This window comes from Exiguobacterium sp. s57 (assembly GCF_018617685.1).
GTDB classification, from domain to species: Bacteria; Bacillota; Bacilli; order Exiguobacteriales; family Exiguobacteriaceae; genus Exiguobacterium; species Exiguobacterium marinum.
Genome location: NZ_JACSKR010000002.1, coordinates 147,427 through 159,812 on the forward strand (window position 1 = coordinate 147,427; position 12,386 = coordinate 159,812).

13 protein-coding genes are annotated in these 12,386 nt (G+C 48.4%); 1 reads left to right on the plus strand and 12 read right to left on the minus strand.

Annotation, left to right across the window (positions count from 1 at the left end; translation table 11 throughout):
* Nucleotides 1–21: 21 nt before the first annotated feature.
* From KNO98_RS07115 to rho, 7 genes are all read right to left on the minus strand, one after another.
* The gene (locus KNO98_RS07115) at nt 22–1,032 is read right to left on the minus strand and encodes an L-threonylcarbamoyladenylate synthase (protein ID WP_214700184.1); all 1,011 of its coding nucleotides are present in this window, start codon (nt 1,030–1,032) and stop codon (nt 22–24) included.
* A complete protein-coding gene (gene prmC, locus KNO98_RS07120; RefSeq protein WP_214700465.1) occupies nt 1,013–1,870 on the minus strand; it encodes a peptide chain release factor N(5)-glutamine methyltransferase in 858 nt (285 codons plus the stop codon). The genes KNO98_RS07115 and prmC overlap by 20 nt, the downstream gene beginning before the upstream one ends.
* Complete coding sequence (prfA, locus tag KNO98_RS07125; protein WP_026825074.1) at nt 1,870–2,940, minus strand: peptide chain release factor 1; 1,071 nt, start codon at nt 2,938–2,940, stop codon at nt 1,870–1,872. The genes prmC and prfA overlap by 1 nt, the downstream gene beginning before the upstream one ends.
* Nucleotides 2,941–3,022: 82 nt before the next feature.
* Nucleotides 3,023–3,634 carry a thymidine kinase gene (locus tag KNO98_RS07130; protein ID WP_026825073.1) on the minus strand — a complete coding sequence of 204 codons (612 nt, stop codon included), beginning with the start codon at nt 3,632–3,634 and terminating at the stop codon, nt 3,023–3,025.
* Nucleotides 3,635–3,740: 106 nt separating this feature from the next.
* Nucleotides 3,741–4,964: a cation:proton antiporter gene (locus tag KNO98_RS07135; RefSeq protein ID WP_034770839.1), complete on the minus strand. Its 1,224-nt coding sequence runs from the start codon at nt 4,962–4,964 to the stop codon at nt 3,741–3,743.
* Nucleotides 4,965–5,063: 99 nt separating this feature from the next.
* Nucleotides 5,064–5,306 carry a type B 50S ribosomal protein L31 gene (locus KNO98_RS07140; RefSeq protein ID WP_012727387.1) on the minus strand — a complete coding sequence of 81 codons (243 nt, stop codon included), beginning with the start codon at nt 5,304–5,306 and terminating at the stop codon, nt 5,064–5,066.
* Nucleotides 5,307–5,388: 82 nt separating this feature from the next.
* Nucleotides 5,389–6,726 (minus strand): transcription termination factor Rho, encoded by a 1,338-nt coding sequence (rho, locus tag KNO98_RS07145; protein ID WP_026825072.1) that lies wholly within the window; start codon nt 6,724–6,726, stop codon nt 5,389–5,391.
* A 395-nt stretch (nt 6,727–7,121) separates the two neighbouring features.
* Here rho and KNO98_RS07150 point away from each other — a divergent pair, with 395 nt between their 5' ends.
* Nucleotides 7,122–7,820 carry a C40 family peptidase gene (locus KNO98_RS07150; protein WP_214700186.1) on the plus strand — a complete coding sequence of 233 codons (699 nt, stop codon included), beginning with the start codon at nt 7,122–7,124 and terminating at the stop codon, nt 7,818–7,820.
* A 43-nt stretch (nt 7,821–7,863) separates the two neighbouring features.
* Here the strand turns inward: KNO98_RS07150 and KNO98_RS07155 are convergent, their stop codons facing one another.
* From KNO98_RS07155 to murA, 5 genes are all read right to left on the minus strand, one after another.
* Nucleotides 7,864–8,349: a DUF421 domain-containing protein gene (locus tag KNO98_RS07155; protein WP_026825070.1), complete on the minus strand. Its 486-nt coding sequence runs from the start codon at nt 8,347–8,349 to the stop codon at nt 7,864–7,866.
* A gap of 12 nt (nt 8,350–8,361) precedes the next feature.
* Nucleotides 8,362–9,132 (minus strand): ABC transporter permease, encoded by a 771-nt coding sequence (locus KNO98_RS07160; RefSeq protein WP_214700188.1) that lies wholly within the window; start codon nt 9,130–9,132, stop codon nt 8,362–8,364.
* Nucleotides 9,122–10,048: an ATP-binding cassette domain-containing protein gene (locus KNO98_RS07165; RefSeq protein WP_214700190.1), complete on the minus strand. Its 927-nt coding sequence runs from the start codon at nt 10,046–10,048 to the stop codon at nt 9,122–9,124. The genes KNO98_RS07160 and KNO98_RS07165 overlap by 11 nt, the downstream gene beginning before the upstream one ends.
* Before the next feature lie 87 nt (nt 10,049–10,135).
* Nucleotides 10,136–11,107, minus strand: a complete 972-nt coding sequence (gene glpX / locus KNO98_RS07170; RefSeq protein WP_026825067.1) for a class II fructose-bisphosphatase — start codon at nt 11,105–11,107, stop codon at nt 10,136–10,138.
* A gap of 14 nt (nt 11,108–11,121) precedes the next feature.
* Nucleotides 11,122–12,378, minus strand: a complete 1,257-nt coding sequence (gene murA / locus KNO98_RS07175; protein ID WP_214700192.1) for a UDP-N-acetylglucosamine 1-carboxyvinyltransferase — start codon at nt 12,376–12,378, stop codon at nt 11,122–11,124.
* Between the last annotated feature and the right edge of the window lie 8 nt (nt 12,379–12,386).

Genomic DNA, 12,386 nt, shown 5'->3' on the forward strand with positions numbered 1-12,386 from the left:
CGCGTGTCCTCCTCTATGTCTTTAGGCATCTTTCGTCGGTTGCACGACCTTCCCTCCGGACGCTTTGTATAAGCGGTTATAGACGGCTAACGCGACCCCGACCGGTTCAATCTTGTTCACATAAATCTCTTCGACATCTGTCTCATCAAATCGACGAAGGGCATCGTATAAACGTTGCGCCGCCACTTCCATCGAGGTACCGAGAAAAAAGGTAACTTCTGCCAATGTCGGCTCTTCATCAAATACGAGTGCACCGATACGCCGCCCCACTCGCTGACGCTCTTCGATGACACGCTCTAAATCTTCACGTGTGCCATCGACCAAAAAGACGGGCGCTGTCGGGGCATAATGCGTATATTTCATTCCCGGTGACTTTGGTGCGGCTTCTTCGTCACTTAAGTTGGCATCTAAAGCGACCGATCCAATGACGGCTTCGATTTCTTCTCGCGTCACACCACCAGGTCGTAAAATCGTCACCATGTCACCCGTACAATCGATGACGGTTGACTCGACACCGATTCCAGTTGGACCCCCATCAACAATCCCTGCGATTCGCCCGGCCAAATCATCAGCCACATGTTGAGCGGTGGTCGGCGAGGGGCGCCCAGAACGATTCGCACTTGGAGCCGCAAGTCCTAAACCCGACTCACGAATCAACTCAAGTGCTGCCGAATGGTTCGGCATCCGTAATCCGATGGAATCGAGGCCCGCGGTCACTAGCGAAGAGGCTCGGCCGTTTGAAGGCAAGATGATTGTCAAAGCGCCTGGCCAAAACACATCCATTAAGCGTTTGGCAACGGGAGGGATCGAATCGACGAACATTTTCGCTTGTTCGATTGAAGCAATATGGACGATGAGTGGGTTATCCGACGGACGACCTTTCGCCTCAAAAATCTTGCGAATCGCCATATCATTCATGGCGTCCCCCGCGAGACCATAAACGGTTTCTGTCGGCATGGCGATGATTTCACCCGCTTGAAGAAGACGTACCCCCTCTTCAACCTCATTCGATTTAATCCATTTCGTTTCCATACGCAATCCCTTCCCTTACGGCATAGACGATACGGTCCTTACCGTTTATATCTTTTAAAATACCCGTTTCTGCTTCAGGATAACGTTCAGACAGCAATGATTTCACATCTTGTCCTTGGTTATACCCGATTTCAAACGCAATCAATTGCCAATCGGCACGTAAGACGCGCACTGATTCCGAAATGAGTTGACGATACATATCAAGTCCGTCCGCGCCTCCAAAGAGGGCTAGATGCGGCTCGTAGGCGACAACGGTCTCATCTAGCAGCACTTCCGCTTCGATATAAGGCGGATTCGAGACGAGAATACGAATCGACCGATCGGCGATTGGAGCGAGCCCGTCTCCTTCATAAAAACGAATATTCGCACCGAGCGCTTCCGCATTTCGTTTCGCGACCACTATCGCTTCCGGGGAAATATCGACCGTTTGTACCCGGATACCGAGTTCTAAACTAAGCGTGATCGCAATCGCTCCACTCCCCGTCCCGACATCCACGATTTCATCGTCCGTTACGTGACGAATTTGACCGAGCACCCAGTCAATCAATTCTTCTGTTTCTGGCCTCGGAATCAAGACGTTGCGATTCACTTCGAAAGAACGCCCGTAAAACGGCGCTCGTCCAATCACATGTTGTACCGGTTCCCCGATCAACATACGCTCAACGCCTTCCTCAAATCGTGTCGCCTCATCTTCCGACAGTTCATCCGACAGGCGGACGAGGAGACCAGTCCGATCAACGCGAAGCACGTGCATGAGCCACCACTCGGCAGCCGCGTGGTCGCGCCCGGCTTCTGAAAGCCGTTTTTCTGTCTGTTTGAGTAGCGCGGCGACACGCATCATTCTGCATCCTCCATGAGACGTGCCTGTTCATCCATGATGAGTGCGTCGATGATGTCTTCTAGTTCACCCGCTAACACACGGTCTAACTTTTGGAGCGTTAAACCGATGCGATGGTCTGTGACACGACTTTGCGGGAAGTTATATGTGCGAATCCGCTCTGAGCGGTCACCTGTCCCGACAGCGGATTTCCGCTGTGCCGACAGTTCTTCCATATGCTCGCTCTGCATCTTGTCATACAGGCGTGCCCGAAGGACCTTCATCGCCTTGTCTTTATTTTTATGCTGCGACTTCTCATCCTGACAAGACACGACGAGGCCTGACGGGATGTGTGTCAAACGAACGGCAGACTGCGTCGTGTTGACTGACTGTCCACCTGGACCTGACGAGGTGAACGTATCGACACGCACATCTTTCATATCGATATGGACCTCGACATCTTCCGCTTCAGGTAAGACAGCGACCGTTGCCGTAGACGTATGGATTCGTCCACCCGATTCCGTAGACGGGACCCGTTGCACACGATGTGCCCCATTCTCAAACTTAAGTTTTGAGTAGGCACCAGCCCCATTGATCATGAACGTGACTTCTTTAAATCCGCCGAGTTCGGTATAGTTTGCATCAATCAATTCAACTTTCCAATTTTGACGTTCAGCGAATCGTGTGTACATCTTATAAAGATCTCCTGCGAAAAGGGCCGCTTCGTCTCCACCTGCCGCACCTCGGACTTCGACGATAACGTTTTTGTCATCGTTCGGGTCTTTTGGAAGTAACAAAATCCGTAACTTCGCTTCTAACTCTTTTACTTCCGGTTCTAAAAGCTGCATCTCTTCTTTTGCAAGTTCACGCATCTCGGCATCGAGCGTCCGGTCTTCGAGCATCGACTTTGCTTCCTTGAAGGCCTCACTCTTACCCTTATACTGCCGATACATCTGTACCGTCTCTTCTAACTGTGCTTGCTCTTTCGAATATTGTCTCAACTTCGTCGAGTCACTGAGCACCTCAGGGTCGGCGAGCATCTCATTCAATTGCATATAACGATCTTCTAATACACTTAAACGGTCAAACATGATGATCCGTCCTTTCTCCGTCAAATCAAACTCTATCTATTATAGCAAAAAAACGGACCGCCGAGGGCGGTCCGTCGATTCATCAGTCTACCACCGTATGGCGGACCGGACGTGGTTTATTCGGCACATCATGACAATGACGGCACCTCGGCTCATACGATTCTGAAGCTCCGACTAAGATGACCGGATCTTCATAACGAGCCGGTTTCCCGTCAATCAAACGCTGTGTCCGCGAAGCAGGTGCCCCGCAAGACAGGCAGATCGCCTGCAGTTTCGTCACAAACTCGGCACGGGACAACAGTTCAGGCATCATCGTGAACGGTTCACCACGAAAGTCCATATCGAGCCCTGCACAAATAACGCGTTTGTCCTCGTTCGCGAGCTGTTCGATGACATCAACGATGCCTTCATCAAAGAATTGCACCTCATCAATCGCGATGACTTGTGTTTCTTCACGTACGGCATCGTATAAGTCCTGGCTCGATGCGACAGGTACTGCCACGACCGAGTTGCCCATGTGTGAGACGACGTTCTCTTCATGATACCGGTCGTCGATTGCTGGTTTGAACACTTGGACCGGAATCTTTCCATAGTGAGCGCGGCGGACACGGCGAATCAATTCCTCCGACTTCCCTGAAAACATACTCCCACAAATCACTTCAATCCAACCATATCGGTTCGTCACATGCATCATTATTCTTCGCCCTCTCCATCGATAATCGCTTTCCGATTATACCTATCTTTCGAGTTGAGGAAAAGGGTTGACTTCTCTCAATTCCCATTAGCCGTGGACAAGTCCTTTATTCGTCGGCATTCGCTTCTTTTTGCTCATCAATTAATTTCAATTTGCGTGCGAGCGGTCGAATCGTGAGACCGTGCAACGTTACGGAAATGAAGACGAGTCCGAGGGTGAGCGGTAACATTTGCTTCGCATCTTCAATCCCAAGATGCGCGACCTCTTCGGCAAAGAATCCAGCAACCGTCATCGCCACGATACCACGTGGTGCAATCCAACCGATAAACCCTCGTTCCGCAAGCGGTAAGCCCCCACCGATCGTGGAAAAATAAATTGCTACCGGACGTACTAAGAAAAGGATGCCGGCAATCGTCAATAGAAGTGGCCATTGGAAAATATTCAATAGTTCCTCTCGGGACAGCGATGCCGTCAATAAAATGAATACAGATGAGATGAGCAAGATCGAAATATCTTCTTTAAATGATTGCAGTTCTTCAATAATTTCTTCATCCCGATGCTTCGTGTTGGCCATCGTCATCCCCATTGCCGTCACGGCAAGAAGCCCGACTTCGTGCATCATAAGCTCACTCAGTGAGAATAAGACGAGGACGGCCGTCAATGTGACCGAGGCACGAAGGTAACGCGGCACTTTTTCAGCGACAAACCACCCCATCAAGAGATGACCAAACAAGTAACCGAGTCCAATCCCTACGATACAAGCACCTGCAAAGAGGAGTTGCATCCATAAATCCATTCCTTCATATACGATGTAGCCAAGTCGTACGACGAAGAGACCAAGTAGCGCACCGACAGGATCCACGATAATTCCTTCCCACTTCAGAATCGCACCGACCCGATCTTTCAAATGCGCTTGGCGCAATAACGGAATAACAACGGTCGGTCCCGTCACGACGAAGAGCGCCCCCATGGTCCAAGCGACCACCCAATGCAATCCACCGACATATTGGATGAGTAGCGACGACCCGACAAACGACAAGGCAACCCCGACTGTAACGATTCGCACAATCGACCGACGGAACTGATTGATTTCGCTGAAATGAAGCCCGAGACTTCCTTCAAATAAGATAATGGCAACCGCAAACGATATGATAGGACTATATAGATCCCCTAATAATTCACGTGGGTCGAACAGGCCAAGAATCGGACCTGCCAATACTCCGGCGAGTGTCATAATGATGATTGCTGGGATTTGATAGCGCCATGCCAACCATTGTGACATGATACCGACTCCGATTAACAAGCTGATACTGATGAGTATAAATTCCATAAAGGCCCCCTCATGACATTCTTTCGTCTCTTTACCCGCGTTATTGTAACAAAAAACCGCCAAGGGCAATCCCTAGGCGGTGAGCATACAACTTTACGATTAACGTTGATATTTCTTGTTGAAGCGCTCGATACGACCATCTGCAGATGCGAATTTCTGGCGACCTGTGTAGAACGGGTGCGAATCAGAAGATACATCGACACGGATGAGTGGGTACTCGTTTCCATCTTCCATCGTGATTGTCTCGTTAGAGTAACGAGTTGAACCAGTGATGAATTTGAATTCTGTCGTCGAGTCCATGAATACGACTTTACGGTATTCTGGGTGGATTCCTTGTTTCATTGCTTTTCAACTCCTTCGGCCCTAAGTATTCTTTCAACCTAGAGAAAGTTCACTAGAATATAATATCACCCAACTATAGGATTTACAAGTCTGATTTCGTTTTTTTCACTGGTCGTCTTTTTTTCTTATCTGCCTCAAGCGCAGCGAAAAAATCGAGGTTCGTTTTTGTCTCACGAACGCGACGTAAGAACTGTTCAACGAAGTCTGGAGACTCGTTCATCGTGCGACGAATCGTCCATAGTGAATCGAGTTCGTCCTTCCCAAGCAACAACTCTTCTTTCCGTGTACCCGATCGACGAATATCAATCGCCGGGAAGATGCGACGTTCAGCTAGTTTCCGGTCTAGATGAAGTTCCATGTTCCCAGTCCCTTTGAATTCTTCATAGATGACGTCATCCATTCGTGAACCGGTCTCAACGAGTGCCGTGGCAAGAATCGTCAAACTTCCTCCATCTTCGATATTTCGAGCTGCGCCGAAGAATTTTTTCGGTTTATGGAAAGCCGCCGGATCAATCCCCCCAGATAGTGTCCGCCCACTCGGCGGGACAGAAAGGTTATACGCACGAGTGAGACGAGTGATGGAGTCGAGTAAAATGACCACGTTTTTCTTATGTTCAACGAGACGCATCGCCCGTTCAAGTACGAGTTCCGAGATTCGTGCATGGTTTTCCGGTGTCTCATCAAATGTCGAGAACGCTACGTCCGCACCCGGTACCGACCGTTGGATGTCAGTCACTTCCTCTGGTCGTTCATCAATCAAGAGAATAATCAGTTCGACGTTCGGATGGTTCGTCGTGATTGAATTCGCAATTTCCTTTAAGAGTGAGGTTTTACCGGCTTTTGGTGGCGCCACAATCAAACCACGTTGTCCGAACCCAACTGGTGCAATCATATCCATGACGCGAACGGAAAGATGCTTCGGTTCCGTCTCGAGCGCCATTTGCTGTTCAGGATAAATCGGTGTCAGCGCCGGGAAATAATCACGCGAACGTGTCGAGTCCGTCGACTCACCATTGACCGCTTCTACACTCAACAACCCTTGAAAGCGTTCATTCTCTTTCGGCTTACGGACTTTCCCCGTGACAAGATCTCCGTTTCGAAGATTAAAGCGACGGATTTGTGAGGCGGCGATGTAAATGTCTTCGGAAGATTGGGAGTAATTGATTGGTCGGAGGAATCCGAAACCGCCGTCATTTTGGGACTGTGGGTTCGGTGGTATGATTTCTAAAATACCTTCGAGGAAATACAAATCTTTTGATTCTGCCTGTGACTTCAAGATACGAAACGTGAGTTCACGTTTCCGTGCTTCTCGAAAATTTGGTACTTTCACTTCTTTGGCGATCTCATATAGTTCTTTTAACGTCTTCGTTTCTAGTTCACGAAGCGTATAATTCTTTGCCGGTTCTGTCTGTTGACTCATTCAAGTCACCTATCTTTCTACATTTCATTACAAGAAGTATTCGAGTTTATGCAAACTTTTCATTTAGGTTCTGCCATCATCTAACCATATTTTGTCCGTGCCGTCACTGTGCAAAAATCACCTTTTGTTCAACCGTTTCCCTCTTGTACAAATCCTTACACAGTAAATGATGGTTTTGTAACAAAATAAGTGCTATATCCACATATTGTTTCATTTCCATTACAAGAAAACGCTTTTTTGACTTGTGATTGAAAAATGCTATCGGTCTTGCGCATGATATAGTTTATTTGCACAGGAAACCGGGTATATCTCGCAACTTGTGCTCTACCTAATAATATTACTCGATTCTGTCATATAGCCACATATTGATTTTAAAAAACGGAGGGATTTACACAATGTTAAAGCGTATTGCATCTATCGTCGTCGCTGCCACTGTTGCTTTCTCGGGTCTCATGTTCTCAACAGGAGAACAAGCAGAAGCCGCAACAGGAACTTTTGCCTACTCGAAAGTTAACGGTTTGAACATCCGTACTGCCCCGTCACTTACGTCATCGAAGGTTGTCGCGAAGATGGATAAAGGTCAACGCTATACATACCTTGGTAAATCCGGTTCGTTCTATAAGATCAACTACAAAGGTACACACCGTTACATCTCAGCATCTTCAACGTACACATACTTGAAGCCGAGAACATCAACTACAACGACGACAGTTTCAACGTCATCATCAAGCAAACGTGCGAAACTCGTTGCTGAGTCGAAAAAATACCTCGGTACTCCTTACCGTTACGGTGGAACAACGACTGCCGGATTTGACTGCTCAGGCTACACTGGACATGTTTACAAGAAAGCAATCGGCAAAACACTCCCACGTTCTTCACGCCAGCAATATTCAAGCGCGAAGAAAATCTCGAAGTCATCGATTCAAGCTGGTGACCTCGTCTTCTTCTCACATTCAGGTGGGACGATCCAACACGTCGGGATGGCGCTTAGCAAAACACAAATGATCAACTCAGAAACAGGCGGCGTAAAATACGCGAGCTTCACTTCTGGATACTGGGCACCACGTTACGTTGGCGCTGGATCATATCTCTAATACAACAGTAACACGACTCGGTTCATCGGAACCGAGTCGTTTTTTATATTTTCACATGTTCCATCAAATATTGCGAATCTTTCAGCACTGAGAACGTCCCATCCGTCTCTAATACGACCGCTTCGACTTGATCAACAGGAGTCCCACTTGCACGAATCGCCTGAACGACTTCCATTTCTAATATTCGCTCCCTTTTTAAATACTCGTGTAGATAGTCTCCTCTATAGAACAGTAAAGTCGGCTCTGATTTAATCATTTTGTTCACTGTTGAATAACGCTTCGATAATTTCGCCAATATATATTGTAAGGCGACCAGTGTGCCAAACGCGGTCAACCCAGCGATTAAAGAAGTTTGTTGACTCGTCAAGGTCGTCGCTAAGATTGATCCTAATGCAACCGTCACGATAAAATCGAACGCATTCATTTTTGCCAACGTTCTTTTTCCGGAAATACGCAACATCAGAATGATTGAGATATACGCCCCAACCCCAGTCAAGACAATACGGATGATTGTCGATAGCTGTTCCATCTAACTCCTCCCTTATTTTTGTTTCAGCGCCCCTCTCGCATTTGTTGCTGCAAAGACAATCATGAGTACACTCATCGTGCCAGCGACCGCAAGTCCTGCTGACAAGGCACCCCAATCAATCTCAGGTTGAGTCAGAACCGCCCGCATCCCTTCGAAAATATACGTCGTTGGATTGAATGTGGCGGCCACTTTCAGCCATTCCGCTTCAATCAACTCTTTCGGAACGAACGTGGTCGATAAGAAGATGAGTGGGAAGAACAAAAGTGTACCGGCCTGTGCTGCTTGCGCATTCCTCGTCTTCAGTGCAACACCGACAGAATACCCGGCGAACCCAAGTCCAAACCCGATGGCGAGTAGTACCGTGAAAAAGAATCCAACTGCCCCGACAGGAATCGTGAGACCAAGTAGAAAAGCGACAGCAAAGATAAGTAATGTTTGGACGAACAGTTGCAACATGCCAGCAATCATTGGTCCGAGCACGATGGCCGTCCGAGTCGCAGGCGTTAACAGTAGCCTTGCGAAATAACCGCTTTCGATATCACGAACGAGCGCTTGCCCCGTCCCGCCTGCCCCACCGACTGCACCCGAAACAATCGATACCGGCAAGATGAAGTTCAAATAATCACTTCCCTCGAATTGTGGAAGAGAGGCCACACTCGATAAGCCACTCGTATAGACGAGTAAAAAAAATACAGAAATAATCAAGTTCGGAATAAATGAAAACGGATTTCGAATCGTCGTCAATAAACTCCGCTTTGTGAATAACCATGTCTCAGTCCACATGAATCTCGCCCCCTTCATACGACTCTCCCGTTACCTTTAAAAAGACGTCATCGAGCGACGGTTGTTTCACGGTCAGACGTTCAGGTTGAAGTCGCTGTTCATCTAACGCACGAACAATCTCAGTCAACGTGACGTCGCGCAACTCGAAAGACACATGTGCCCCATCCGCAATTGTATCAAATAACGTCGCAGCAGCTGCTGCATCCGATTCGCTTGAAAAGTCCATTGCGATTGTCTCATCACCGACAAGTTGCTTCAACTCATCAGCCGTCCCTTCACTGACGATTTGACCGTGATTGATGATGGCGATTCGGTCAGCCAATTCATCGGCTTCCTCTAAGTACTGAGTCGTTAAAAATATTGTCGTTCCAAACTCTTGGTTCAATCGTCTTACTTCGTTCCATATCTCGATTCGACTTGCCGGATCGAGACCTGTCGTCGGTTCATCTAAAAACAACACCGTCGGTCGATGAACGAGCGTGAGTGCCAAATCGAGACGTCGCCGCATCCCTCCGGAATACGTACCACTTCGTCGATCTGCGGCATCCGTCAAAGACACGACTTTTAACAACTCATCTGCACGACGTCGTGCCTCCTCATTCGACATTTTGAATAAACGACCTTGTAAGACGAGCAGTTCACGCCCGGTCAACACTTTGTCAATGCCTGTCTCCTGTAAAGCGACTCCTATGGAAAGTCGAACATCTTTTTCTTGTTTGACGATATCAAATCCATTGACCCGAGCAGATCCTGACGTTGGACGAACAAGCGTCGTCAACATCTGCACCATCGTCGACTTTCCGGCACCGTTCGGCCCTAAGAACGCAAAGATTTCTCCTTCGTTTACAGAAAATGAAACATGATCTACAGCGGGAACATCTTTATATGTTTTCACGAGCCCTTCTACTTCAATCACCACACCCACCTCCTCACTATCCATTCCCGTTTTTAGATGTTTCATCACAAAAAAAGCCGCGGACGTTTGCACGTCCACGACTTCGCGTTATTCTGGCTTCATGACCATTTTTGGTTTTTTCTTGAGAGAGTGGTTCCCTTCAACAAAACGCACCGTACCAGACTTCGCACGCATAACAACTGAATGTGTCTGTCCACCTTGTGATGTGAATTGTACCCCACGCAACAATTCACCGTCCGTGACACCAGTCGCCGCAAAGATACAATCTTCACCTTTCACTAAATCATTTAGGAGTAGGATTCGATCCGTGTCTTCGATGCCCATGTCATGACAACGCTGTTTTTGAGCTTCATCTTCTGGAAGCAAACGTCCTTGGAAGTCTCCTCCTAAACATTTCATCGCGACCGCTGCAATGACGCCTTCTGGTGCCCCACCTGAACCAAGTAACAAGTCGACACCTGTTTTCGCGAAAGCCGTATTGATGGCTGCGGCGACATCCCCGTCTGGAATCAGTTTAATTCGCGCCCCAGTCGTCCGAACGCGTTGGATGATTTCTTCGTGTCGATCCCGATGCAAAATCGTCACGACGACATCTTCCACGTTTTTCTTCTTCGCTTTTGCCACAATCTCAATATTTTCTTCAATCGAGTTGTCGAGGCTGACGAGACCTGCAGCTTCCGGTCCCACCGCGATTTTATCCATATACATGTCCGGTGCATGAAGTAGATCCCCCGCATCCGCAACCGCGAGGACTGCGAGCGCCCCCCACGTCCCTGTGGAGACGATGTTCGTGCCTTCTAAAGGATCGACTGCGACATCAAGACGCGAACCATAACCATTCCCGACCTTTTCTCCGATATAGAGCATCGGCGCTTCGTCCATTTCACCTTCCCCGATGACGACAATCCCCTTCATCGGAATCGTATCAAAGACATCTCGCATGGCTGTTGTCGCTGCATCATCTGCCTCGACCTTCAAACCTCGTCCCATCCAACGGGCTGAAGCAAGTGCCGCTGCTTCTGTCACCCGAACCAGTTCCATCGATAAACTTCTTTCCACCCGAAATCTCCCCTTTATGCCTCAGTGTGTTCTTCTAGCCAAACGAGCGCACCGAGTTGTTTTAATTTGCCGACGAAGTCGACATATGAATCATTTAATCGTTCTGCATGCAGTAGTGTGGATTCTCCTGATGCTTGAAGTGCCGACAAGACAAGTGCCGCAGCACTCCTTGCGTCTGTACACTCCATCTCTGCGTTCGCAAGTTGGTTTCCCCCACGAATCACAGCCGACGCGTCTTCAAGTGTGATTTGTGCATTCATTCGACGCATCTCCGCGATATGTCGGAAGCGCTGGGCATACAATTTATCTGTGACAATGCTCGTGCCGTCCGCTTTCAACAAAGCCGCTGACATGATTGGCTGCAAATCACTCGGATACCCCGCATAATGAAACACACGAATATCCGTCGGCACAAATTCATTGGCGGTAACGGTGATTGACTCCTCACCGACTTCCACATTTGCACCAAAATCCAATAGTTTTTGTATGACACCCTCAAGATGTGTTGGAATGATTGATTGTACGGTCACACTACCAGATACGGCACCGAACATCATGAATGTTCCTGCCTCGAGGCGATCTGGAATCAATGTATGTGTACATCCGTGTAGCCGTTCAACCCCTTTGATGCGAATCTCATCTGTCCCTGCTCCGCTCACATGTGCCCCCATCGATGTCAACATCGTCGCTAAATCAACGACTTCAGGGTCACAGGCTGCATTTTCAATGACCGTTGTCCCTTTCGCTAAGACCGCAGCAAGCATCGCGCTTACAGTTGCCCCAAATGACCGTAAATCCAAATAAATTCGATTCCCGACGAGTTCTTCGACTCGGACATGATACAAACCAGATTCATTCTCAACGTGTATTCCGAGCCGTTCTAGTGCTTTCACATGCAGATCAATCGGTCGTGGACCAATCGCGTATCCTCCAGGTAGCCCAACTGCTCCTTTTCCGAAACGAGCGGCGAAGACACCAAGTAAATAGACAGCGGCACGAACTTTCCTCGTCTCGGAACCGAGAAGGGGCATCGCAACCGCTTCATTCGAATGAATGGTCACCTGCTCGCCATCGTGCTCCACTCGAACCCCTAGCTCTGTCAACAGATTGACCATCACTTCTACATCTTCAATCATCGGGACGTTTTCAATCGTCACCGACTCTTCCGTGAGAAGTGCAGCCACAAGGCAAGGAAGAGCGCTCTGTTTCGCTCCGCTAATCTCGACGGTTCCTTCTAGTTTTTGCTGCCCAACGATATGGAGAATTTCCACGCTGATCA